The sequence below is a fragment of the Cellulosilyticum ruminicola JCM 14822 genome (genome assembly GCF_001311925.1).
In the GTDB taxonomy this organism is placed as follows: Bacteria; Bacillota; Clostridia; order Lachnospirales; family Cellulosilyticaceae; genus Cellulosilyticum; species Cellulosilyticum ruminicola.
In genome coordinates this window covers 1-25,522 of record NZ_BBCG01000031.1, presented here as the reverse complement: position 1 = coordinate 25,522, position 25,522 = coordinate 1, and the positions used below count along the sequence as shown (strand labels likewise).

The 25,522-nt window shown below is 33.5% G+C and carries 24 protein-coding genes and 3 pseudogenes; 24 read left to right on the top strand and 3 right to left on the bottom strand.

Annotated elements, in window-relative coordinates; all coding sequences use genetic code 11:
- Nucleotides 1-85 precede the first annotated feature (85 nt).
- From JCM14822_RS11205 to rsfS, 12 genes and pseudogenes are all read left to right on the top strand, one after another.
- Nucleotides 86-520, top strand: coding sequence for a hypothetical protein (locus JCM14822_RS11205; protein ID WP_054742392.1), 435 nt, complete (start codon nucleotides 86-88; stop codon nucleotides 518-520).
- Between the two features lie 22 nt (nucleotides 521-542).
- Nucleotides 543-2,390, top strand: a complete 1,848-nt coding sequence (locus JCM14822_RS11200; RefSeq protein ID WP_054742390.1) for a TIGR03960 family B12-binding radical SAM protein — start codon at nucleotides 543-545, stop codon at nucleotides 2,388-2,390.
- On the top strand, nucleotides 2,380-3,063 hold the full coding sequence (locus tag JCM14822_RS11195) for a TIGR03936 family radical SAM-associated protein (RefSeq protein ID WP_054742389.1): 684 nt from the start codon (nucleotides 2,380-2,382) through the stop codon (nucleotides 3,061-3,063). Before JCM14822_RS11200 ends, JCM14822_RS11195 begins: the two co-directional genes overlap by 11 nt.
- The gene (locus JCM14822_RS22590) at nucleotides 3,063-3,953 is read left to right on the top strand and encodes a ribonuclease E/G (protein WP_083461404.1); all 891 of its coding nucleotides are present in this window, start codon (nucleotides 3,063-3,065) and stop codon (nucleotides 3,951-3,953) included. Before JCM14822_RS11195 ends, JCM14822_RS22590 begins: the two co-directional genes overlap by 1 nt.
- Nucleotides 3,954-3,964: 11 nt before the next feature.
- Nucleotides 3,965-4,489, top strand: a pseudogene (locus tag JCM14822_RS22585) (ribonuclease E/G); the annotation flags it as partial.
- 119 nt (nucleotides 4,490-4,608) lie between these two features.
- Nucleotides 4,609-4,920, top strand: a complete 312-nt coding sequence (gene rplU, locus JCM14822_RS11180; protein WP_054742383.1) for a 50S ribosomal protein L21 — start codon at nucleotides 4,609-4,611, stop codon at nucleotides 4,918-4,920.
- Between the two features lie 9 nt (nucleotides 4,921-4,929).
- Nucleotides 4,930-5,265: a ribosomal-processing cysteine protease Prp gene (locus tag JCM14822_RS11175; RefSeq protein WP_054742382.1), complete on the top strand. Its 336-nt coding sequence runs from the start codon at nucleotides 4,930-4,932 to the stop codon at nucleotides 5,263-5,265.
- 12 nt (nucleotides 5,266-5,277) lie between these two features.
- On the top strand, nucleotides 5,278-5,568 hold the full coding sequence (gene rpmA, locus JCM14822_RS11170) for a 50S ribosomal protein L27 (RefSeq protein WP_054742381.1): 291 nt from the start codon (nucleotides 5,278-5,280) through the stop codon (nucleotides 5,566-5,568).
- A gap of 171 nt (nucleotides 5,569-5,739) precedes the next feature.
- On the top strand, nucleotides 5,740-7,017 hold the full coding sequence (gene obgE / locus JCM14822_RS11165) for a GTPase ObgE (protein ID WP_054742380.1): 1,278 nt from the start codon (nucleotides 5,740-5,742) through the stop codon (nucleotides 7,015-7,017).
- Nucleotides 7,018-7,056: 39 nt separating this feature from the next.
- Entirely contained in the window at nucleotides 7,057-7,341 is a 285-nt protein-coding gene (gene yhbY, locus JCM14822_RS11160; protein ID WP_334291648.1) for a ribosome assembly RNA-binding protein YhbY, read from the top strand.
- Nucleotides 7,342-7,523: 182 nt separating this feature from the next.
- Nucleotides 7,524-8,738, top strand: a complete 1,215-nt coding sequence (nadD, locus tag JCM14822_RS23155) for a nicotinate-nucleotide adenylyltransferase (RefSeq protein ID WP_083461403.1) — start codon at nucleotides 7,524-7,526, stop codon at nucleotides 8,736-8,738.
- A gap of 26 nt (nucleotides 8,739-8,764) precedes the next feature.
- The gene (gene rsfS, locus JCM14822_RS11150) at nucleotides 8,765-9,130 is read left to right on the top strand and encodes a ribosome silencing factor (RefSeq protein WP_054742377.1); all 366 of its coding nucleotides are present in this window, start codon (nucleotides 8,765-8,767) and stop codon (nucleotides 9,128-9,130) included.
- A gap of 339 nt (nucleotides 9,131-9,469) precedes the next feature.
- Here the strand turns inward: rsfS and JCM14822_RS21895 are convergent.
- A pseudogene (locus tag JCM14822_RS21895) lies at nucleotides 9,470-10,293 on the bottom strand (IS4 family transposase).
- A 515-nt stretch (nucleotides 10,294-10,808) separates the two neighbouring features.
- On the bottom strand, nucleotides 10,809-12,158 hold the full coding sequence (locus JCM14822_RS11140) for a D-alanyl-D-alanine carboxypeptidase family protein (RefSeq protein ID WP_054742375.1): 1,350 nt from the start codon (nucleotides 12,156-12,158) through the stop codon (nucleotides 10,809-10,811).
- A 114-nt stretch (nucleotides 12,159-12,272) separates the two neighbouring features.
- On the opposite strand from JCM14822_RS11140, the gene JCM14822_RS11135 reads away from it, so the two are divergent.
- From JCM14822_RS11135 to holA, 8 genes are all read left to right on the top strand, one after another.
- Complete coding sequence (locus tag JCM14822_RS11135; RefSeq protein WP_054742374.1) at nucleotides 12,273-12,923, top strand: helix-hairpin-helix domain-containing protein; 651 nt, start codon at nucleotides 12,273-12,275, stop codon at nucleotides 12,921-12,923.
- Between the two features lie 11 nt (nucleotides 12,924-12,934).
- Nucleotides 12,935-13,621 (top strand): response regulator transcription factor, encoded by a 687-nt coding sequence (locus JCM14822_RS11130; RefSeq protein ID WP_054742372.1) that lies wholly within the window; start codon nucleotides 12,935-12,937, stop codon nucleotides 13,619-13,621.
- 1 nt (nucleotide 13,622) lies between these two features.
- Nucleotides 13,623-14,657, top strand: a complete 1,035-nt coding sequence (locus JCM14822_RS11125) for a sensor histidine kinase (RefSeq protein WP_242861487.1) — start codon at nucleotides 13,623-13,625, stop codon at nucleotides 14,655-14,657.
- 55 nt (nucleotides 14,658-14,712) lie between these two features.
- Nucleotides 14,713-15,063 carry a sensor histidine kinase gene (locus tag JCM14822_RS21890; RefSeq protein WP_242861486.1) on the top strand — a complete coding sequence of 117 codons (351 nt, stop codon included), beginning with the start codon at nucleotides 14,713-14,715 and terminating at the stop codon, nucleotides 15,061-15,063.
- Nucleotides 15,064-16,008 carry a GerMN domain-containing protein gene (locus JCM14822_RS11120; RefSeq protein WP_054742371.1) on the top strand — a complete coding sequence of 315 codons (945 nt, stop codon included), beginning with the start codon at nucleotides 15,064-15,066 and terminating at the stop codon, nucleotides 16,006-16,008.
- Nucleotides 16,009-16,088: 80 nt separating this feature from the next.
- Nucleotides 16,089-16,685 (top strand): ComEC/Rec2 family competence protein, encoded by a 597-nt coding sequence (locus tag JCM14822_RS11115; protein ID WP_054742370.1) that lies wholly within the window; start codon nucleotides 16,089-16,091, stop codon nucleotides 16,683-16,685.
- Entirely contained in the window at nucleotides 16,685-18,310 is a 1,626-nt protein-coding gene (locus tag JCM14822_RS11110; RefSeq protein ID WP_083461399.1) for a DNA internalization-related competence protein ComEC/Rec2, read from the top strand. Before JCM14822_RS11115 ends, JCM14822_RS11110 begins: the two co-directional genes overlap by 1 nt.
- A gap of 2 nt (nucleotides 18,311-18,312) precedes the next feature.
- Nucleotides 18,313-19,278, top strand: a complete 966-nt coding sequence (gene holA, locus JCM14822_RS11105) for a DNA polymerase III subunit delta (protein WP_054742368.1) — start codon at nucleotides 18,313-18,315, stop codon at nucleotides 19,276-19,278.
- Between the two features lie 112 nt (nucleotides 19,279-19,390).
- Here holA and rpsT read toward each other — a convergent pair whose 3' ends face one another.
- On the bottom strand, nucleotides 19,391-19,654 hold the full coding sequence (rpsT, locus tag JCM14822_RS11100; protein WP_054742367.1) for a 30S ribosomal protein S20: 264 nt from the start codon (nucleotides 19,652-19,654) through the stop codon (nucleotides 19,391-19,393).
- 214 nt (nucleotides 19,655-19,868) lie between these two features.
- Between rpsT and gpr the strand changes: the two genes are divergently transcribed.
- From gpr to hemW, 4 genes and pseudogenes are all read left to right on the top strand, one after another.
- On the top strand, nucleotides 19,869-20,882 hold the full coding sequence (gene gpr, locus JCM14822_RS11095) for a GPR endopeptidase (protein WP_054742365.1): 1,014 nt from the start codon (nucleotides 19,869-19,871) through the stop codon (nucleotides 20,880-20,882).
- 140 nt (nucleotides 20,883-21,022) lie between these two features.
- Nucleotides 21,023-22,210: a stage II sporulation protein P gene (locus tag JCM14822_RS11090; RefSeq protein ID WP_054742363.1), complete on the top strand. Its 1,188-nt coding sequence runs from the start codon at nucleotides 21,023-21,025 to the stop codon at nucleotides 22,208-22,210.
- 66 nt (nucleotides 22,211-22,276) lie between these two features.
- Nucleotides 22,277-24,089 (top strand): annotated as a pseudogene (gene lepA / locus JCM14822_RS24545) (translation elongation factor 4).
- 47 nt (nucleotides 24,090-24,136) lie between these two features.
- Nucleotides 24,137-25,270 (top strand): radical SAM family heme chaperone HemW, encoded by a 1,134-nt coding sequence (hemW, locus tag JCM14822_RS11080; protein ID WP_054742360.1) that lies wholly within the window; start codon nucleotides 24,137-24,139, stop codon nucleotides 25,268-25,270.
- The last annotated feature ends 252 nt before the right edge of the window (nucleotides 25,271-25,522 follow it).

Genomic DNA, 25,522 nt, shown 5'->3' with positions numbered 1-25,522 from the left:
CTTTTTTATTTTGGCAGTATAATTTAGGTATAAATAAAAGACTTGTTCCATATATATTATGCATAATGATAATTGAGGTGATGTTATGGGGCTTGTTAAACAATATGATGAGCAAGATGAAAGAGGCTTCTATGAAATGCCTCTTGTGAATTATAATAGAGAGAATCTAAATTACTCAAATAGGGTGTATGCACAAAGTAATACTCAGTTTTTAAATGGAACTGAGGAGATAGATGTAAGTCATGAAATACTTAGCAAAGATACACCTAATACTAATTTGAATTCTAGGCAAGGTTCACAAGATGCTAACCGACAAAAGTTAAGTTATGTGTGGGTAGAAGCTTTTTTTTGTGCAATTATATTATTAGGTATTTTAATTATGCAAAATGTCAAAAATACAGAAGGATTGCAACTTAATTTGCGTGAAGAAATTCGGCATAATCTTACCAGTCAGGAAATTATCTCTGCTTGGAATTATGCTGAAAATTTAATGCAAGAATATCAAAATGTAATTCCTTAGGGGTTACAGTACGGAGGAACTAATGACAAAAGTAGATTTACCAGATTCAATATTAAATAAGGTAGATAAGCCAGCCCGTTACATTGGTGGCGAGCTTAATAGCTATACAAAAGAAGTAACAGAAGAAATGGTGCGTATTGCCTTTTGCTTCCCAGATGTTTATGAAGTAGGGATGAGTCATTTAGGAATGCAAATTTTATATCATTTCTTTAATAGACGTGAAGATCTTTGGTGTGAACGTGTATTTGCACCATGGCTTGATATGGAAAAAATCATGCGTGAGAGAAACATGCCACTTTATGGCCTTGAATCTAAGAGTCCATTAAATGAATTTGATTTTGTAATGTTCACTTTACAATATGAAATGAGTTATACAAATATCTTAAACATGTTAAATCTTAGTAATATTGAGATTTTCTCTAAAGATAGATCAGAAGATGCACCATTTGTTATCGCAGGTGGACCATGTGCATACAATCCAGAACCTTTAGCAGCATTCGTAGATATTTTCTATATTGGTGAAGGTGAAGTAATGTATGATGAACTTATGGATCGTTATAAAGAATGGAAAAAATGTGGCAAAACAAGAGAAGAATTCTTAGCTTCTATTTTAGATATGCCAGGTATTTATGTACCTAAATTCTATGATGTGGCTTACAATGAAGATGGGACAATCAAAGAACGTATTCGTCTTCATGAAAGTGCACCTGAAACCATTAAAAAAGTAATCGTAGATGATGTAGATAATGTATTTTATCCAGATTGTCAGGTTGTACCATGGATTCGCGCCGTACATGATCGTGTGACACTTGAAATGTTTAGAGGATGTATTCGTGGATGTCGTTTTTGCCAAGCAGGGATGATTTACCGTCCTGTAAGACAAAAAAGCAAAGAGGTGCTTATTGGACATGCTAAAAAACTCCTTAAATCAACAGGGTATGAAGAAATTTCTCTTGCTTCATTAAGTACAAGTGATTACAAAGACTTAGAAAACTTCTCAGATGAACTTTTAGATCTTTGTAATAGTGAATATGTTAACGTATCTTTACCATCACTTCGTGTAGATGCGTTCTCAGTAGATTTAATGCAAAAAGTACAAGAAGTACGTAAAAGTAGTTTAACATTCGCTCCAGAAGCAGGAACACAAAAACAACGTGACGTGATTAATAAAAATATTACAGAAGAAGAAATTTTAAATGGTTGTAAACTTGCCTTTGAAGGTGGTTGGAACCGTGTTAAACTTTACTTTATGTTAGGACTTCCAAATGAAGAAGATAGTGATGTAACAGGTATTGCTGATCTTGCAGAGAAAATTGTTGAAACATACTTTGAAGTACCTAAAGAAAAAAGACAAGGTGGGCTTCAACTCGTAGTTAGTACATCTTGTTTTGTTCCAAAACCATTTACACCATTCCAATGGGCACCACAAGATAGTGAAGAAAGCTTCAAGAGAAAACACAATTTACTTAAAAACACAATTAAACGTCGTCAAATCAAATATAACCATCACGATGCTGAAACAAGTGTCTTAGAAGCGGTTATTGCAAGAGGAGATCGTCGCACTGCGAATCTCCTTTATACAGCTTACAAAAAAGGCTGTACATTTGACAGTTGGAGTGAACACTTTAGCTATGATGCATGGAAAGAAGCTTCAGCTGAAAGCGGTGTAGACTTCGACTTCTATGCAGCAAGAGAACGTAGTTATGAAGAAGTATTACCATGGGATCACATTGATATTGGCGTTACAAAGAAATTCTTAATTCGTGAAAATGAATTAGCTAAGAATGTAACAACTACACCTAACTGTGCACAAAAATGTACAGGTTGTGGGGCAGCTCGATTTGGAAAGGGAATTTGTCATGAGAATTAGATTAAAGTTTAGAAAAACAGGTCCAGTTAAATTTGTAGGACACTTAGATACAATGCGTTTATTTCAAAGAGCTGTAAAGGTAGCAAGTGTACCAGTTGCTTATTCACAAGGGTTTAGCCCACACTCACTCGTATATTTTGCCCTTCCTCTTGGTGTAGGTGTACAAAGTACAGGAGATTATATGGAAATTGTAACAGCTACAGATATTGACCCTACTATTGTAAAAGATAATTTAAATGCTGTTTTAGTAGAGGGCGTTCGTATTGAAGATGCTTTTAAAGTAGGGGACAAAAGCGATTCACTTATGAGTCTTGTTCAAGCTGCGGACTATGATGTACGTATTGCTAAAACTGAAGGCGTTACACTACAGCTTATTGAAAGAAAACTTCAAGCAGAAGAACTTATTGTGATGAAAAAGGGTAAAGCGGGCATTCGTCCACTTGATCTTAAACCAATGCTTTTAGAATGTAATGTTTCTGAAGAACCAGATAGTATTCTTATTAGTATGTATGTATTAGCAGGAAGTAGCAGTAACTTAAATCCAGATCTTTTTGTACAGGCGCTTTTAGAAGGTGAAGTAGCTGAAATAGAAAAACAAGTTACAAGAAAGGAAATGTATACAGCAGATGGTGATACTTTCATTCCATTAGATACATTTGGTCGTGAACAATAATGAAAAAACAAATACTCGTTGAGCAGCAACTTTTGATGACGCGCATTGCAGTACTTCAAGAAGGGGAGTGGACTAACTTTTATGTGACTTCTCATTTAGAAGAAGATATGCAAAATCAAGTTGTTATTGGACAAATTGAACAAGTGGTTAAAAATTTAAAAGCTGTGTTCGTCAATTATGGCAGTGATAAAAATGGACTGTTGCATATTAAGCAGATTCCAGAGAGATATTATAACAAACTGCATCAAGGAGCAAAATTGCCTGTACAGGTCGTGAAGCAAAATGTAGGTGAAAAAGGTCATAAATTAACGGGTAAAATTAGTTTGAAAGGGAGATTCCTTGTGTGTCTCCCTTTTGAAACAGGTATTAATGTTTCTAAGAAGATTAGAGATAATAATACAAGAAGGCAGCTAAAAGAAGTTTTAAGTGAAGTCGTAGGAGATTCCTATGGCTTTATTGTACGTACGCAGGCAGAAGAAGCGACAATAGAGCAAATTATTAAAGATGCACAGTCTTTAATGGAAAAAGCTAAGCAATTTATGGCTACAAAAGATTTTCTTTCAAGAGGCAGTATACTTTATAAAGAGCCGCCACTATACACACAGATTATTAATGAAACACTTAATAATGAAGATGAAATAGAAATAGTATGTAATCAAACAGGAGTTTTAACAGAAATTGAAAGTTTAATGCAAGAATATGGGACAAGAGAGCAGGTTAAACTGACTTTAGTGAATGAAAAAGATGAGATTTTTGTCAATTATGGCCTTCAAAAACAAATTGACCATTTAACAAGCCGGAAAATATGGCTTAAAAACGGTGGTAATCTAATGATTGACTACACAGAAGCTATGACAATCATAGATGTAAATAGTGCCAAGCAGTCTTAACTAAAAATCCACGCAAGGCGGTACTTGATTTGAACTTACTTGCAACTAAAGAAAGCATATTGCAGATTTTAAGAAGAAATCTAGCAGGGATTATTATCATTGATTTAGTGGAAATGAAAGAAGAAGAAGATAAAGTGGCTGTTTATGAAAGTGCAAAAAAGCTATTAAATATGTATGGAGATAATCGCACAAAAGTTTATCCGTTAACAGAACTCGGTTTGCTTCAATTTTCACGTACAGGGAAATATACAAGTTTACATCATAAGCTGCAAACAATTTGTGAAGAATGTGGTCATCCATATGCTAGTTTTCATGTTTTATATGAACTTTTCTTAATGGAAAAGCAAATTAAGCATGTCAGCACCCATACAATTCAAAAGCAAATGGTAATAAGTGCGACTTCTGATTTACTAGAAATAATTCAGAAAAATGACTTAAAATCAAGGCTTGAAGCAGCTTATGCGATTGAGATTTTTTTTGAAAAAATGGAAAGAAAATCAAAAAACAAGTTTTTATGTCAATTTTATTCTAAATAAGTGTTGACAATCTGGTACCCCCATGATAAAATTAAGAGCGTGGTTAAGCCGCACGAAGAGGTTTGAAACTGCTAGGCAGTACCGTATTCGGCGAGTTTTCGGAATAAGGAGGTGTACACATGTACGCAATTATTGAAACAGGTGGAAAACAATATAATGTAAAAGTTGGAGACAGCGTTGTAGTTGAAAAATTAAACGTTGCAGCTGGCGAAACAGTTGTTTTTGACAAGGTTTTAGCTGTTGGTAAAGAAGATTCTTTCACAGTTGGTGCTCCATTCGTTAATGGCGCTACTGTTAAAGCTGACGTTGTAGGTGACGGTAAAGCTAAAAAAATCATCGTTTACAAATACAAAGCTAAAAAAGGTTACCACAAAAAACGTGGTCATCGTCAACCATTCACAAAAGTTACAATTACAGCTATCGAAGCTTAATTCTTAGCAATGATTAAAGTGAATATTTATCAGCGTGACTTACATGTTTATCGCCTTAGGTTTGATGGACATGCAGGGTATGCAGAACATGGAGAAGATATAGTTTGTGCAGCAGTAAGTATGCTTGTCATAAACACAATCAACTCAATAGAGAAATTTACAAGTGAACCGATTCAGGAACGCCAAGTAAATAATGAGCAAGGTGTTATTGATATTGAGTTTCCTAGGCGTAAGCAAGGGGAAGTTAATATGGACGCTGAGCTTTTAATTAAAAGCATGATTAACGGTCTTGAGACTGTTAGAGAAATGTACGGAGAAAAATACATTCAAATCCAAAAACACTAGGAGGTGAAATATATGTTACGTTTAGACCTTCAGTTCTTTGCTCATAAAAAAGGGGTAGGATCTACTAAAAACGGTCGTGACTCAGAATCAAAACGTCTTGGTGCTAAAAGAGCAGATGGACAATTTGTTAAAGCTGGGAATATCTTATACCGTCAAAGAGGAACTAAAATTCATCCAGGACTTAATGTAGGACGTGGCGGAGACGACACTTTATTCGCATTAGTTGATGGTACAGTTAAATTCGAACGCAAAGGCAGAGACAAAAAACAAGTTTCTGTATATCCAGTTGCACAAGAAGCATAATTGATTTAAAGGAGGTTTCAACGATTGGGTTGAAGCCTTCTTTTTATATATTTGTATCAAAATCTATATATACATTTATATATAGATTTTTCTTTCATTAAAGAATACTTTTTAAACATGATGGAATACTTAGGAAGTGTACAAACTATCATCATGAAGGGAGTGAAATAAATGTTTGTAGATAAAGTCAAGATATTTGTAAGATCGGGAAAAGGCGGAGATGGTCACGTTTCTTTTAGAAGAGAAAAATATGTACCTAACGGAGGACCAGACGGTGGAGATGGTGGCCGTGGGGGTCACATTATTTTTGAAGTAGACCCAGGGTTAAATACATTAATGAAATTTAGACATCAACGTCACTACAAAGCAAAAGATGGTGAAGAAGGTGGCAAAAAACGTTGTCATGGTAAAGATGCAGAAGATCTTGTGATCAAGGTACCACAAGGAACGGTTATTAGAGAAGCAGAATCAGGACGCGTTATTGCGGATTTACATGCTACAGGTCAAAGAGAAATTATCTTTAGAGGTGGCCGTGGGGGGCGCGGGAACCAACACTTTGCTACAGCTACAAGACAAGCACCTCGTTACGCAGAAAAAGGAACACCAGCTAAAGAATACTGGATTACTTTAGAGCTTAAAATGATTGCGGATGTAGGGTTAGTAGGTTATCCAAACGTAGGTAAATCTACATTATTATCAATGGTATCAAATGCACAACCTAAAATTGCAAACTACCATTTCACAACACTTGCTCCTAACCTTGGCGTTGTTACAAACCAATATGGTAAACAATTCGTTATGGCGGATATTCCAGGGCTTATTGAAGGAGCAGCAGAAGGTGTTGGTTTAGGACATGATTTCTTAAGACATGTAGAACGTACAAAAGTTCTTTTACACGTTGTAGATGCTGCTGGAACAGAAGGCAGAGATCCTGTAGAAGATATTTATACAATTCAGAGAGAAATCAACCTTTACAATGAAAATATCTTAAAAGATAAACCACAAATTATTGCAGCTAATAAAATTGACGTAGGCGGTCACGAAGAAAATCTTGAGCGTCTTAAAGCTGAATTTGAACCACAAGGTATCAAAGTTATTCCAATTTCAGCAGCAGCAAACGACAACTTACAAGAATTATTAAAAGACGTAGCTGAACTTCTTGCCACAGCACCAGAACAAAACATTATCTTTGAACCAGAATTTGAAGAAATTAGTCAAATGCCAGATGGACCATTTACTGTTAAAGAAATCTTCGAAGGTTACTTCACAGTTGAAGGAACAGCTATTGAACGTATGCTTGGTTATACAGCTATGGATACAGAACAAGGATTTGCATTCTTCCAAAAATACTTACGTGAAAAAGGTATTATTCAAGCTCTTGAAGATGCTGGTATTTCTGAAGGAGATACAGTTAATATTTACGATCTTGAATTTGACTACTATAAATAATAAAATATATAGCACATAGAAAGGAGCAAGATGATGACAATTACAAGTAAACAAAGATCATATTTAAAATCTTTAGCACAAAAAATTGATTCAATTTTCCAAATTGGTAAAAATGGTTTAACACCAGAAGTTACAGAAGCAATCGATTTAGCCTTAGAAGCAAGAGAAATCGTTAAAATTAGTGTACTTCAAAACTGTTTAGAAGATCCAAGAGATATCGCTGGTATGTTAAGTGAACGTACTAAATCAATTACTGTACAAGTAATCGGTAAAAAAATTGTACTTTACAGACCTTCTAAAAAGAATCCAAAAATCACATTATAATAAATCGATTATTGTAATGGGGGTAAATGAAAGGATGTTACAAGTTACTTGTAACATCCTTTTTATCTATTTTCAAGTAAGTATATAGGGTGTTTATTTTTAAGCAAAGTATATATAAAAATAAGAAAATAGGTTATAATAAAGTAAATTACAGAAGTATTTATTTATACAAGGAGATTATTATGGACACACAAGCTTCACCTATTAGAAAACTAGCGATTATGGGGGGAACCTTTGATCCTATACATATAGGGCATCTTGTAACAGCAGAAGAGGTTAGACATGAATTTGGTATAGATGAAGTACTATTTATACCAACAGGACATCCACCACACAAATCAAACATTAATATGACAACAAGTGAGCATCGTTATTTAATGACGGTACTTGCAACAGCTGAGAATCCTAATTTTAAAGTTTCACGCTTAGAAATGGATCGTGAAGGTGTGACGTATACTGTAGATACTGTAAAGGAACTTAAGAGAATTTATGCTGAAACAGTTAAATTATACTTTATTACAGGTGCTGATGCAGTACAAAAGATTTTAACATGGAAATCACCAGAGGAATTATTGAAGCTGTGCGATTTTGTAGCAGTTACAAGACCTGGCTATCATAAAGCTGAGCTGATTCAAAAAGTTGAAGAGCTCAAGAAGCAGTATGAAGCGAATATTCACTTTTTAGAGGTACCAGCACTTGCAATTTCATCATCTAATATTAGGGAGAGGATTAATGCAATGAAACCGATTAAGTATTTAGTGCCAGAAGAAGTTGAAAATTATATTAAGAAATATGATTTATATGAATATAAAATTTGTCTTACAGAAGAAGAACGTACTGAAATGTATGATTATGTTGCATCTAAATTATCACCTAAGCGTTATGCACATACAAGAGGCGTTGTAGAAATAGCACTTGAGTATGCAAAATATCATCATCTTGATTATGATGAAATATTTATTGCAGCTTTGTTCCATGATATTGCTAAGGAACTTGGTAAAGAAGAACAAAAGAGATTATGTGATTTATATAAAATCGAGTTAGATGAGTTCGAACAAAAACATATTGACTTGGCACATGGTAAAATTGGTGCAGTTCTTTTAGAAAAAAATTGGGGAATTAGTAAGCCTTCTATTTTAAATAGTATTCGTTATCATACAGTAGGTCGTCACAATATGACAGATTTAGATAAGATTATTTATTTGGCAGATATGACGGAAGAAGGGCGTGGCACTTATAAAGGAAAAGATCAAATCAAAGAGTTAGCGCATTATGATTTAGACCGTGCTATGTATAAAGCACTTATAAGTTCGTATAACTATGTAACGAATATTTTAAAACAAGAAGTGCATCCTATTACACAAGAACTCATAGAATATTATAAGCAGTTCAATTAATTATGTACTACAGAAAGGGGATTGGATTGAGTTATTCTACACATGAACTTGCTAAACAGATTGTTGCAGCAATTAATAAGAAAAAGGTTTTAGATTTAAAGGTACTAGATGTACAAGGACTTACACCACTTACAGAAATGTTTATTATAGCAGTGGCATCTAATGTGCGTCAAACAAAGGCTATTGCAGATGAAGTAGAAGAAGTGGTACAAGAATTTGCAGAAAAATCACCTATTCATAAAGAAGGGTATCAAACTGCACAGTGGATTTTATTGGATTATGGTGAAGTGATTGTACACATTTTAGATGAAGAAGATGCAGCATTTTATGCCTTAGATAGACTTTGGAAAGATGCTGAACATATTGATTTTCAAGAAGTTGTGAGTGTATAAAAAATAAATTAAAAAAAGATGCTACCTATAAAAGCAATGTCATTAAGTTAACATTGTATTAGAAACGCATTCTTTAGAAAAAGAAGTTGAAGATTCATTTCTTCAACTTCTTTTTCTATTTTTAGGCACTACAAATAGACAGATTTGAATCTCTCTCAAAATTTCTATTCAATTATAAAAATTTATCCTAACCTATAAAGGAAGCTATGAAAAATCTTAATAGTTAAGTGTCGTTTCCTATGCCTATCAGGCTTATAGGAATAAGATTTTTTGCAATTATGGCTTCTAAATCAGGTGGTGTTGCTTTTACACATATGTACTGCAACTGAGAAATTAGCTTTATATGTATGTTTTCTCTGTTTTTTCAATGACTACATGCGAGGTGATCATTTCTGAAAAATTATACATTATCATATGTGCATAGATTTCCTGTTGGATGCACATCACCTTCTTTGAATGAAAATGTAACATTCCAATCGTATATTTCAAATCTCTAAAAGATGTTTCAACCCCCCAACGAGAAGCATACAGTTTTTTTACTTTATCAGGAGGGTATTCCTTGCTGTTTAGATTTGTAACTATGGTTTCATATGAAGTTTCTGAAATAGGAAATCTCACTATTCGAAAACGTAATTCATAGAATTTAGCAGGTTCAGATTTCTTGTTTTTAAGTGATAAATAATCAAACAGTTGAGTTGAAGAAATACTTCGATAATGGTTTTTGTCTTTGAAAAGGTCTTTGACTTCATTTGTTTTCTTTCTTGTAAGTTTTAATGAAATATCCATATCAAAACAGTCTGTTTTGGGTAGATCTAGTCCATTTTTTATACCATTAATCAAATCGTTAACTTGAATAAGAAAGAACAATCCTTTTTTTGAATGTGAGGCATACTGTTGAAATATTCATAACATCTCTCAGCAATAACGAGAGCTTTAGGAATTGCAGAACGATCGACCATTTCTTGTAAAGCATTATGTTCATTTTTTTCTTTAGACTTTTGTATTATTACATCATGATAAATAGAATGATTTATATTATACAATGCATTTATATGCAGAAGATTATATGGTTTTCTTTCATCTTTTCCAGAATGAAATGAATTTAGATTATCAGGATTAGTTGGAAGATATACATCAGACCCATCAACAGCAAGTATAGGCATATCTTCATTAAAGTTAGCCATAAGTTTGCTTGAAAAGTCATCAAATATGTTCTTAAACGCTTCAGGCTTTATCTTTTTTCTCTGCTGAACAAACGCAGAAGAAGTTGGCGTATCTACAGATGCACCAAATAAATCTAATAATTCATTTGTAAGACTTCCACTTCCCATTCCAATGATTCTAGCTAAAACCTTATTCATAGGCAATTTTCTTGTGCGTAAAAATCACAATTTGGATTAGTACAATAATCATGCGGATTATTACTTATCTTTTTAATTTTATTTAATAAAAGCTTTTTAATTTGGTTTCATATGTATCCTTCTTGTAACTAAGTTTCCTTTAATTACAAGGGCCGCTCTCACTACCTTTATATTCAGTCAGTAGTGAGAGCAATCACACATTTTTTTAGACTTGTCAATATTTTTTCAAAAAAAGATCCCTATACCATTTGATTAGTATAGAGATCTTTTTTGTCATCTTAACTTAATGACATTGATAAAAGAGGTAAGCACCTTTTTTATTTATCAAATATTCTAGGCTTTTTGCGCTTAAGGTATTTTTTGTTTAACCAAAGTATAAAAAGAATTAAGCAAAATAGTGTGAGAATACCTAAAGCAATATACCAGATATTTGATAAAATTGAACCACTAGTAGGTGTTTCAGTTGTAAAAGGAGAAGGTGAAAAAGCAATGTCTGTAATAATAAGTTTTTGAACACATAATATTTCACTACCGTAAAGGTATGTAATTTCTCCAACTTCATCACCTATTTGATTGCCTAAAGTGATATATTCCGGAAGGCGTAGCTTAGTTGTAATATCACTGGCTGTAACTGATTTATGAACAAGTACATTACTATCTTCAGCAAGGCCAATGCTACAGTTACCAGCTTGATAGTTTTTACCGCTTTTGACACTGTATAGTGGTAAAGTTGCTAGCATATCCGTTGTTTTATGAAGTGGTAATATATCATAAGAATCAAATCCATAATCTAAAAGGGCGGCTGTATCTGTATACAGAGTTGCTTTTTTAGATTTTAAAACAACGGCAACTAAAGTTGTATCTCCACGGCGGGCCATTGTAACAAGTGTATGATGGGCCTCATCTGTGAATCCTGTTTTACCACCAATAACATCTTTGCGGTAGTAAATGGGATTTTTTGTAGGATTTACCATACTGTGTTGCTGATATAAATAACGAATTTCATTGACAAGGTTAGTAGGTGGAATTTGATACGTTGTATCTTTCATAATATCAAGGAAATAATCATTATAAGCTAAATAGCTTCCAATTAGTGCCATATCATAAGCGGTTGTATAATGATTTGGATCATGTAATCCATGTGGATTAGCAAAGTTTGTGTTTTTAGCCCCTAACTCTTTAGCACGTAATGTCATACAGTTTGCAAAGTTTTCAATAGAACCGCTTACTGCTTCAGCAAGTCCATTTGCAACTTCGTTTGCAGACATAAGTAAAAGTCCGTGAAGAGCTTGATCTACAGTGATTTGTTCACCTACATCTAAGCCGATATGACTACTACCACGTTCAATGCTAAAAATAGCATCATGTGAGAAAGTAATTGTATCATTCGGATTGAGATTTTCAATAGCAAGTAATGCAGTCATAAGTTTTGTAATACTTGCAGGATATTGTTTATTATAACCATTTTTTTCGTATAAAACTGTTTTTGAATTAGCATCTATTAAAATTGCAGATTCTGCTGCAATTGTAGGTGTTTTTTCTTTAGTAGAATCAGTAGCAGTAGTGGTAGTTACTGAGCTGGTGTTTTCGGTAGCTTGTAAAGGTTGAATTGTAAAGCTCAATATGCAAATTGCCATAAATGAACTGATAATTGACTTAATTTTCATAGAGTTAGCTCCTTTCATTGAAGTATATTATAGCAGATTTTTCAAAAATTAGGTAGATGAACTGTCTATTTTATGAAAAATATGTACACACTATTTTGTAATAGAGGTGATTATATGTTAAAATTATTGGAGCAATATAAGTTTATTATATTAATGGGGTTAGTGAGTTTAATAGGTATAGGTAGTTTCATTTATAAACCTAATACTGAGGATGGATTAGTTTTAGAGATGCAGAAAAGTAATTTAAATGAAGAAATAGATATAGAGGAGTCTGAGGTTAATAGTAAAGATACTTTAAGAAATATGAATCAAGCGCGTGAACTAGTACCTATTTATATATGTGGTGCAGTTAAAAATCCGGATGTTTATTATATAGATTCAAGTGCTATTATTAAGGATGTGGTTAAGATGGCGGGCGGATTTACACAGGAAGCAAATGTACAGTGTATTAATTTAGCTGGTCAAGTAACACCTAATGGTAAAATTATTGTGCCTAAAATAGGAGAAGAAATTGACAAAAACCTTGATTCATATGAAAATAGTATGAGTGTGAATGTAAATCAAACAGGCGAGAGTGTAAATATTAATACAGCTTCTATAGAAGAACTTCAACAGTTACAAGGTATTGGTGAAAAGAAGGCAACTGCTATTAAAGACTATCGCGATGAAAATGGTGGATTTAAAGCAATTGAAGAGTTAACGGAGGTAGATGGCATAGGCGATAAGACCTTTGAAAACATAAAAGACAAAGTAATAATACAGTAGGAGGATAAGGGATGAACAGCAAGATTTTAGTTGTTGATGATGAGAGATTAATTGTGAAAGGAATAAAGTTTAGTCTTGAACAAGAAGGCTGGGAAGTAGATGCCGCTTATGATGGAGAAGAAGCTTTAAACTACGTTAAGAGTAATAAATATGACGTAATGATTTTAGATGTAATGTTGCCTAAATATGATGGGTTACAGGTATGTCAACTTGTACGTGAATTTTCAAATATTCCTATTATTATGCTTACCGCTAAAGGTGAAGACATGGATAAGATTATGGGACTTGAATATGGTGCAGATGACTATGTGACAAAGCCATTTAATATTTTAGAACTTAAAGCACGTATTAAAGCAATTTTAAGACGTTCAAATCATCATGAAAGAGAAACAAGTAAAAAATCAATTGAGGTAGGAGCATTAAGACTTGAGGTAAGTAGTCGTCGTCTCTTTATTAATAATCATGAAATTAATTTAACTGCTAAAGAGTTCGATATGTTAGAACTTTTTGCAACACATCCAGGAAAAGTATATAGTCGAGATCAACTTTTAGATACAATTTGGGGAAGAGAATATCCAGGAGATGTACGTACAGTGGATGTACATGTTAGAAGATTACGTGAAAAAATTGAACCAAATCCAGGACAACCTGAATACATTTATACAAAATGGGGGGTAGGTTACTATTTTAAAGATTAAGATGAAATGGTTTCAAAGTCTTAAGTGGAAGCTTTTAATCTTATTTTTTATTGTAAGTTATATGCCACTTATGATTTTCTCAACGGTTGTACTTGACCGTATGGAGACTTACTTTGTAAGCCAAAAGGAAAAGGATTTATTAAGTAAGGCAAATCGTATTGCTGTTGAAATTAAAGAAGAAAATTATTTAACGTCTGAGGAGAAATATAATAGCTTTACAGCACTTATTCAAAATCGTAGTAGTGAAAATGATATGAACTGCCGTATTTTAGTAGTGAATGATAATGGGATTGTTGTAGCTGATTCAAGTTATGTAGCCCTTAATAAGACAGTAATGTCACCTCTTGTACTTTCAGCATTAAATACAACATCTAATGAAGGCGTTGAAAAAGATAGTGAAAATCCTATTTTAACGGCTGCTGTATCTGTAGTCGACAGGGAGAATAAAGATATTATTCAAGGTGCAGTTATTTTATCGGCTAATATTCAGACAGTTTATGAGCCAGTAAAAGAAATGCGTAATCAAGTTTATATCATTGCTTTAATTGTAGGACTGATTGTAGCCGTATTAAGTTTTGTGACAGCGTCTTTTATTACAAAGCCCCTTAAGAGTTTGATGAAAGTTGTGCAGAAGATGACCATGGGGCAAATGGAACAAAAGGTAGAAGTTGTAGGCAAAGATGAAATTGCAGAACTTGGCAATGCTTTTAATCATATGGTAGAACAGCTTCAACGTGTCGAACAATCGAGACAAGAATTCGTATCGAATGTATCTCATGAACTTAAGACACCACTTTCATCTATTAAGGTATTAACGGAATCATTAATCTTCCAAGAAAATGTACCTGTAGAAATGTATCAAGAATTTTTCGAAGATATTAACTCGGAGGTAGACCGTCTTAATAATATTATTACAGACCTATTAACCCTTGTACGTTTGGATCAACGAGAAATACCACTTAATATTACCAATATTGATGTGAATGAGATGACACAAAATATATTAAAAACGTCTTATTCCACTTGCAAAACGTAAAGAGATTAAACTTATTTATGAAAGTCATAAAGATATTATTGCAGAAATTGATGAAGTGAAATTTACTTTAGCACTTTCAAACCTGATTGAGAATGCTATTAAATATACCGCTAATGGTGGAGAAGTAAAGGTTACGCTTCAAAGTGATTTGCAAGATTTATTTATTAGTGTTCAAGATACTGGTATTGGGATTGCAAAAGAGGAACAATCTAAAATTTTTGAACGTTTTTATCGAACAGATAAAACACGTAATCGTGAAACAGGTGGTACAGGACTTGGACTTGCAATTACGTATAAAACAGTTGTGATGCATAATGGTGCCATTCAAGTAGAGAGTGAAGAGGGGATAGGTTCTATCTTTACAGTACAAATTCCATTACGTCATGTATGGGAAGGAGGGCGCTAAATGAAACAGCTAAAAAAATGCAATTTAATACTTTTAAGTGTGGTTTTAATAGGTATGCTTGTAGGATGTGTTGATAAGAATGTAGTTTCTGAAGCACCAGCCACACCAAATGTTTATTTCTTTGATACAGCTAAAAATAAACTATTTACAGAAAATCTAGATGTGAATTTCTTAAATCAGCAAACAGAGGATGATAAAATTTTATTTATATTAAATGCATTATCAGCAGGTCCTAAAATTGCAACATTGCCAACAGTTGTTGAAGTACCTATTCAGAGTGCCAATCATGATGGCAGCAGAGTGAATATTGATTTTAAAACCAGCTACAATGAACTCAGTTCAGTACAACGTATTGCAGCAAGGGCTATGTTAGTAGAGTCTTTATGTGAATTGGATTTTATTGAAGGTGTTACTTTTTCAATAGAAGGGAAACCAATGACAGGTGCTAATGATAAGGAAATAGGACTCGTAAAAGCGGGTGACTTATTAACGGGAATACTTGACCCGAATCAAGCAACATCTAAACCGATTGTAACACTCTATTTTGCTAGTGCAGATGATATGAAACTTGTACCTGAACAAAGACGTATAGAATTAAATAGCAGTGTACAGCAAGAAAAGACAATTATTGAAGAGCTTATTAAAGGACCACAGACAGAAGGATTATTAGGCACTATACCAGCTGAAACAATCGTTAAGGATGTAACGGTTAAAGACGGTATTTGTCAAGTGGATTTATCTTTTGATTTAAAATCTAAGTTCTTTACAACCTCAGAAAGTAAATATATGATGATTTATTCTATTGTAAACACACTTACAGAATCATCTAAAATTAATAAAGTAGCATTCTTAGTAGATGGTAAAAAAGATATAGAATTTACTAAGGACATTGACTTAAGAGAAACCTTTGTAAGAAATAATAAGATTATTGAAAAGGTGAAATAAAGTTAATCGGCATGAGACAAGTTAAGAGACCGTTAGTATATAGTGTATTTTATTGGACTTTAGGTTTAATAGGGGGCAGTATGTATGAGAAGATCATACAGGGCTGGCCTCTTTTTTGTATCCTAGTAGGAGCTACTTTGTTAGGGACTTATTATTACTTTGGCAAAAGACAATTGAGCATATGTTTAATAAGTTTCTTAATAGGGATAGTATTATTGGTGAACCATCCTACTACAAGAGATATGGGAAAGTTCCAAGAAAATCAGCCTGTAAGCCTAAAGGGAACAGTTCAGGAAATACAAACAATGGATTATGGACAAACGATCATTCTAAGGAATGTGGTGATTATGCCTAAAAAGCAGGCAATATATAGTAAACTTCAAGTAAAGTTGAAGAATTCTCTAAGTCAAAGTATTTATGTAGGGGAGAAGTTAGAAATAGAGGGAAAGGCAGTAGCGTTTCCGGAACAGATGAATCCTAGTGATTTTGACTATGGACAATATCTAAAAGGAAAAAATGTTGTAAGTGTTATAACAGGCAGTGTAAAATTGGTAGGCGGACACAAAACTTGGTTTGTAAGGATTAAAGAAAAGCTAATAAGAGATTTACAAATTATTTTTAAAGCAGAAGATGAAGGAGTTATGCAGGCTGCTCTATTAGGAGATGATGATGCTTAATAGAAGAAACAAGAAGTTTATATAGTACAGTAGGCATTGGTCATATTTTATGTGTTTCTGGATTTCATGTGGCATTAGTAATAAGTTTTTTATTAGGTTCTTGTAGTTTTATAGGATTATCATATAATAAGCGCTATATAGTGAGTATGGTAGGGATATGGTTATATGCTGTATTAACAGGTTTGTCTACATCAACGGTACGTGTTAGTGTGATGGCGAGTTTGATTATGGTGGCGCGTATGATATGGGCAGAAGAAGATTTCTGGACAAGTATTGCTTTGAGTGCATGTATTATTTTAATTTGGCGGCCCTATAGTTTGTTCAATATGGGATTTCAATTATCTTTTGCAGCAGTAATTGCTATAGGTATGAGTCAAATTTATTTAAAAAAATGGCTACAAGAAGTAAAGGGCATCAAAAAGAAGTTGTTGACTATTATAATGCCATGCCTCATTATTACATTGATAACAAGTCCAATTATAGCCTTTCATTATTATGAAATTCCCTTTTTGAGTAGTATTTTGAACTTATGTATTTTGCCGTTATTCTCAGGAATTATTATATTGGGCTGGTGTATATTAGGTATTTATGTGGTGAGTGGTATTTGCATTTGGCCACTTATTAAAGGCATTATTGTTTTGTTACAAAGTATTGAAGTGCTTTGTAAAATAATTGTTACAGTACCTTACGGCACAATATGTACAGGGAAACCTACAATAGGTCTTCTTATAAGTTATTATGGGATATTGCTACTTATTGGATTAAGTATTTACGGGGTACAGATTAAGAAAAAGATAGGTTTAGCAGTTGGTTCGAGCCTAATATTAGGCGGCATTATAAGTTGTTTTACAATGCCTTGTTTACAAATTGCTTACTTATACGTAGGACAAGGTGACGGGAGTGTTATTACAACCCCGCACAAAAAAGTAGTTGTTATTGATGGCGGACCTATTGGAAAAGGAAAAGTAATTGATCAGTATATTAAGTACAAGGGAAAACGTACAATAGATGCCATGGTAATTTCACATTCGGATAGTGATCATATAGGGGGAATGCTAGAACTTGTACAGAGTAATTTAAAAATAAAACATGTGTTTATCTCTAGGATGGATGCCTCTGAGAATCTGGATAACTTTATGGCAGCGTGTAAGAAAAAACAAATTCCTATTCATCAATTAACGGCAGGAGATAGCTTTTTATTGGATCATGTAAATTTTGATATGTTAGCACCAAAAACAAAGCAGAATGATTTAAATAACAATTCTTTAGTATGTTTAGTGAAGTATAAGAAGTTTAAAGCACTTTTTACGGGAGATAAGGAAAAGGATTCAGAAATAAATGTTTATAAAGGTATTGCACCTATCAGTATTTTAAAAGTAAGCCATCATGGCTCTAAAACAGGGACGGATGATAAGCTTCTTTTGAAACTCAGGCCACAATATGCTATGATAAGTTGCGGGATTAATAATTTATATAAACATCCTCATAAAGAAGTTTTAACATCATTAAAAAATTGCCATATCCCATATAGTCGTACAGACTTACAAGGTGCAACTTGGATTACAAGTGATGGTGAAAAGATGAATTTATATACACAGAAACAACAAAAGAGAGAGGAAGAGTAAGTATGGAAAATGTGGAGGGGTGTTACCTATTAGTAGGTGAGGACAGCTGGTCAAAAGATAAATGGATTGGGCAAGTTAAATCCAGTATTTTAAATGACCCTAATGATATGATGAACTATTTAGAAGCAAAGGATAAGGAAGTTGTGGTGAGCAATATTATTGATTTTGCTGAGACTTTACCATTCTTTGTAGATAAGAAATTAATCTATTTAAAAGATACAGGACTTTTTAAACCAGGTAAAAAAGAAGAAACAGAGAAATTTGAAGCTTTTATTCAAAAGGTACCGGATTATGTTGTTATTTTAATAGATGAGCAAGAAGTTGACAAACGTGGGAAGCTTTATAAGACAATCAAGTCTAAGCATCATATTAAGGAATTTGATTATCCTGGAGAAGATGCGGTTTATAAATTACTTGTAGAAGACTGCAAAGCAAAAGGCATTAGTATTGAACAAGGTACAATGAGATACTTTATTCGTAATATGCCAGAAAATATTTCTTATATTTTAACAGAGTGGGAAAAATTATTAGGTTATATTACAGGAAGTCAGATTACAAAAGAAGATATTGATGCAGTTTGCGTCTTTTCATTAGAACAACGTGTCTTTGAGATGGTAAAACGTATTGCACTTCATCAAGGTGAGATTGCACTAGGAATTTATAGTAGGTTAATACAAAGCAAAGAATCGCCTATTGGTATTTTAGTGCTGATTGCAAGACAGTATCGTATGCTCATGCAAGTGAAGTATTTGGCAGCACAAAGAAAATCGCCAAAAGAAATCAGTAGTGCTGTAAAGATTCCATTTTTTGCAGTGCAAGAAATGCTCAATCAAGCGCAAGGATATAGTTTTAAACAATTAGAAGCTATTGTGCAAGAGTGTTTACAAGTGGATCAAGATATTAAGACAGGAAAGATGGAAGCATCTAGGCGTGTAGAAATTTTAATCATGCATTGCTTAAATACCTAGTAGGGAATTAAGCAATGTATTTTATGTTTGGAAAGATTAATTAAAAAATGCAAAAGAGCATATAAAAAACCGTAGGATTTTCCTACGGTTTTCGTATGCTTATTGTCGCAGATTATGCTACAGTTTTAACTAAACGAGCTAAAGTAGATTTTTTACGAGCAGCTGTTTTCTTGTGGAAAACACCTTTAGCTGTAGCTTTATCAATAGCTTTTACAGCTACTTTTAAAGCTACGTTAGCTGCTGCTAAATCTTTAGCTTCTACTGCTGCTTTAACTTTTTTGATTTGAGTTTTAACTGCTGAGTTGATTGCACGGTTACGTGCTGTTTTAGTTGCGATTACTAAGATACGTTTTTTTGCTGATTTAATATTTGCCATTGTGTGGCACCTCCATTCATATTCTTGGACACGGTTTGGGGAATTATGAACGGTTTCAACAGTATTCATTGTATTACATCTTTCTTAAAAAGTCAATGTATACACAAAAAAATAATGGTCAAACTAGTTAAGAACCCGTTCATGAAACTAAAGATGATTATAATGTATTTAAATGCTTTCGTAAAGCTTTTTTCGAAGAAAAAGGAGTGAATTTATGGATATGGTTATAAAAGATGACAGCTTTCATCCTCGTACAGATTTGGCCATTGAAATTAGTGATGCTTTAAGATTGGATAAAGACGAAGATTATCAAATACCAGGTGTACAAGTAGATACCAAATCTTTGGAAGATGGCAAGATTACTGTAACCCGCGTACGCGTTTTGGATGAAACTGGCGAAGAAAGTATGGGAAAACCCAAAGGGTATTATATTACGATTGAGTCAAAATCAATTAAAGAAAATGATCCGCCTATGCATGAAAAAGTAATAGATGTTTTGTCACAAGCGATTCATAGTTTATTACCTAAAAAGAAAGAAACAGCCTTAAGTGTATTAGTTATTGGCTTAGGAAATCGTTTTGCAACACCAGATACATTAGGACCTAAAGTAGCAAATAAAGTATTTGTTACACGTCATATTGCAGTAAGAGCACCAGAGGCCTTAGAAGATTCACTTTGTCACTTAAGTAGTTTAGCACCAGGTGTTATGGGACTTACAGGTATTGAAACAGCTGAAATCATACGCGGTGTAGCAGAAAATGTAAAACCAGACTGTATTATTGCCATTGACGCTTTAGCAGCTAGAAGTGCATCACGTATTAATGCAACGATTCAGGTTACAGATACAGGGATTTCGCCAGGGGCAGGTGTAGGAAATTGTCGTAAACCTTTAAATGAAGAAACGCTAGGCTGTAAAGTCATTGCCATTGGTGTGCCAACAGTAGTAGATACTGCGACATTACTATCAGATGCTTTAGGTGAACTTATTAAAAGTATGCTCAAACAAGCAGAACACTCACCACTTTATGATATGTTAAAAGATTTAAGTGAAAAAGAACAATATGAACTTATTCGTGAAACTTTATATCCAGAAATTAGAGATTTATTTGTTACACCAAAAGAAATTGATGAAATCATTGAATATTTAGCAAGTATTATTGCTAATGCTATTAATATTGGTGTACATCCAGGTATGACTTTAGAGGATATTAATAAATATACTTATTAATGGATTAATGTATTTAATAAAGAAGAAAGTAGTAAGGCGTATGAATCATTTAATGCGTACGCCTTTATTATTTTTTAGGCATAAAAGGGAGGATAAGCTTATAAAATAATAAGGAGTATACAAAGAGGGAGGCGTAGGCGATGTTGCATGCGTTAAGAAACACTAAAAGAAATCAAATGAAATACTGGATTTTATATATCATTATATTTGGTTCTTTAATTAATAATCTATGTGAAATTGATCGGCAAGGTGGCTATGCTGGCGGCTTTTTTATGATGATAAGTAATCCGATTATTGGAAAACAGCTTACCAATCAGAGTGGGGTGGGATTTTGGGAGAGCTATAGTTATTATTTTACAAATATTAAATGGAAGGAGCCACTTTCGATTATTGAAAGCGTAGTACCTTATTTTAAAATCACAGGTTTCATTAGTAGAGATGAAAATGAAATGGCATTTGATGCAAATGGTGTGACTCAAAATATACAAGATGTCACTTCACAAACAACCAATGTTACCTATAATAATGAAATGCCTAAGCAGCAAGACGAAAGTATACCACTGGAAAAATATAAAGATTATTATTATATTCTTAAGAATTTTATAACAGGCGATAGTGTTTTAGATATAGATATTGATCTTTTAAAACAGTGGGATTTTTATGCACTCATGCAAAAGAAGATTCAAATAGATCAAAGTATTCAAGGTCCTAAAATACTTATTTTTCATACCCATGCTAGAGAAGCCTATATAGGGGGAAAAACAGTAGTTGATGTAGGAGAGGCTTTAAAAACAGTATTAGAAAAAAAGTATCATTTTGAAGTCATGCATGTGACGGAAGAGTTTTATGCGCCTGGAAATGAAGGTGGCGTAGATGGTACGGAATATGAAATTATGGAGCCATGTATTCGCAAGGTTTTAGAAGCTAATCCTTCGATACAAGTGGTCATTGATTTACATCGTGATGGGATTAGTGATAATGTGCATTTAGTAACAGAGATGAATGGCAAGCAAGCTGCTAAAATAATGTTTGTGAATGGACTTTGCTTGCATCGTAATGCTGAGGGAGAAATTATACATAAACAAGGATTACCCAATCCATATCTAGAAGATAACTTGGCATTTTCCATGCAGGCAGAAACAATAGGAAATGAATGCTATCCGGGCTTACTTCGAAAAATATATTGTAAGCCTTATCGTTATAGCACCCATATGCGTCCCAATTCTTTGGTTATAGAGATTGGGGCACAAACTAATACAGGAGAAGAAGCCATTAATTCAGTGGAGCCTTTAGCAGATATATTAGCAAAAGTATTGCAAAAAGATTGATACAAAAACAAATGCTATGCTATAATGAAACGAAAAGATTAGACAAAAGAAATAAGGAGGGGCAAAATGTCTCTTTCAAAGCAAGAAAAAATAAGAAATTTTTGTATTATCGCCCATATCGATCATGGTAAAAGTACACTCGCTGATAGAATCATTCAGATGACAGGAACTTTAACTGAGAGAGAAATGCAAGCGCAAGTTTTAGATAACATGGATTTAGAGCGTGAACGTGGTATTACTATCAAATCGCAAGCTGTACGTCTTGTTTATAAAGCTGAAGATGGCGAAGAGTATATTTTCAACTTAATTGATACACCAGGACATGTAGACTTTAACTATGAGGTATCACGAAGCTTAGCGGCTTGTGAAGGTGCTATCTTAGTAGTAGATGCTGCCCAAGGAATCGAAGCACAAACACTTGCTAACGTATACTTAGCATTAGAGCATGATCTTGAAATTATGCCAGTCATTAATAAAGTAGATCTTCCAAGTGCAGATCCAGACCGCGTAAAAGCAGAAATCGAGGATATTATCGGTCTAGATGCTTCAGAAGCACCACTCATTTCAGCTAAGACAGGTCTCAATGTAGAAGATGTACTTAAACAAATTGTAAAAGTGGTACCAGCGCCAAAAGGTGAAGCAGATGCACCACTTCAAGCATTAGTATTTGACTCTTTATACGATCCATATAAAGGTGTTATCATCTTCTGTCGTGTAAAAGAAGGTCAAGTTAAAAAAGGTATGAAAATCCGTATGATGGCAACAAATGCAGAGTTTGATGTTGTAGAAGTAGGGACATTTGGTGCAGGACAATTCAGACCTAAAGAAGAAGGCTTATGCCTGGAGAAGTAGGTTACATTACTGCAAGTATTAAAAATGTACAAGATACACGCGTAGGGGATACTGTAACTGATGCCAATAATCCAGCAGCCCATGCACTTCCAGGATATAAACAAGTAAATCCAATGGTATATTGTGGTCTTTATCCAGCAGATGGGGCAAAATATGGAGATCTTCGTGATAGTTTAGAAAAATTACAACTTAACGATGCAGCTCTCGTATTTGACCCAGAAACATCTATTGCTTTAGGATTTGGTTTCCGTTGTGGATTCTTAGGACTTCTTCACATGGAAATTATCCAAGAACGTTTAGAGCGTGAATACAATTTAGACCTTGTAACAACAGCACCTAACGTTATTTATAAAGTACACAAGACAGATGGGGAAATTCTTGAGCTTTCTAACCCAGCTAACTTACCAGACCCATCAAACATTGACTTTATGGAAGAACCAATGGTATCAGCTAAAATTATCGTACCATCAGAATACGTAGGAGCAGTTATGGATTTATGCCAAGAACGCCGTGTATTTACTTTGGTATGGAGTATTTAGAAGCAACACGTGCAGTACTTTCATATGATTTACCACTTAATGAAATCATATATGACTTCTTCGATGCCCTTAAATCACGTACACGTGGTTATGCATCATTTGACTATGAATTATCTAGCTACCAAGAATCAAAACTTGTTAAACTTGATATCTTAGTTAACCGTGAAGTAGTAGATGCCCTTTCACTTATTGTGCATGAAAGTAATGCAGTAAGTAAAGGACGTAAAATTACAGAAAAACTTAAAAAAGAGATTCCAAAACACCTCTTTGAAATTCCAATTCAAGCAGCAGTTGGAAACAAAGTTATTGCAAGGGAAACAATTAGCGCCATGCGTAAAGACGTTCTTGCAAAATGTTATGGTGGGGATATCTCACGTAAACGTAAACTTCTTGAAAAACAAAAAGAAGGTAAAAAACGTATGCGTCAAGTAGGTAACGTAGAAGTACCCCAAGAGGCATTCATGAGCATTCTTAAATTAGACGAATAAAACTTAAATTAAGTTTAATTAAATTTAAAATAGAAGAGGAACTTAGAATGGAAATTGGACTATATATTCATATCCCATTTTGTATATCAAAATGTTTTTATTGTGATTTCTTATCTTTTCCTAAAGAAGATATGCAAGAAGCATATATTAATGCCCTTGTTAAAGAAATCGAAAATTATGGGAAAATGTTAGATAGTACAGTTGTCATTAAGTCTATCTTTATAGGTGGCGGTACCCCAACGGTATTGTCGCCTTTTTTACTAGACAAATTGGCAGCTGCTATTGTAGCAAACTTTAATTTATCACCAAACTTAGAATGGACTATTGAAGCTAATCCAGGTACCATTACAAAAGAAAAGGTAGAGGTCATTGCTAAATATCCCATTAATCGTGTAAGTATGGGACTTCAAACAACCCATGATTATTTATTAAAGAAGATTGGTAGACGTCATATGTTTAAAGATTGGGAAGAAAGCTTAAAACTGATTAAAACCTATACAAACTGCGCAGTGAATGCAGATTTAATGTTTGCCCTTCCAGGACAAACAATGGAAGAATTTAAATCAACTTTAGAAACGGTGACACAATATGATTTAGAACATATTTCTGTTTATGCGCTTATCATAGAAGAAGGTACTTGCTTTGGCAAGCTTTATGAAGAGGGCAAGATGGAAGAGTTTTCAGATGAATTAGATAGAGAAATGTATCATTTTGCTCAAAGTTATTTAAAAGAAAAAGGCTATCATCAATATGAAATTTCTAACTGGGCTAAGCCAAATAAAGAATGTCAGCATAACCTCATCTATTGGCATCGTGTATCGTATATAGGTGTAGGCTTAGGTGCAAGGAGCCTTTTTGAGGAAACCCGTTATGCAAATGAAGAAAATCTCAAAACATATATTGAAGCAGCAGGAGATATTACTAAAATTCGTCATGAAGAAGACAGACTTACAAAAACAATGTGTATGGAAGAATACATGTTTTTAGGCTTGAGACTTTTAGAAGGTATATCTGAAAGTGATTTTGAAAAACAATTTGGTCAATCCGTATGGGATGTTTATAAGACGCAGCTTGATAAATGGATTAAGTATAATATACTGGTAAAAGAAGACGATCATATTAAATTAACTGCATATGGATTGGATGTATGTAATGAAGTTTTTAGTTCGTTTTTAATGTAATATAAAAATGAAAAGTGGCATTCTGGCAATATTTAACAGTAGCAAAGAGGCTAAATAAATGAGGATATTTCATAATTCAAAAGTTGCCTTCAGTGGATAAAATTTTTAATTTTTTATAAAAAAGTTCAAAAAATGGCGTCATTCAATTCAGCCAGTAAAATTTGATATTTTTTATCCACAGGCTTTATTATAATATTTTTCTTTTAATTACTTAGAGTTATGCTGATACAGTTTGCTTTTTTCATTGTTGGT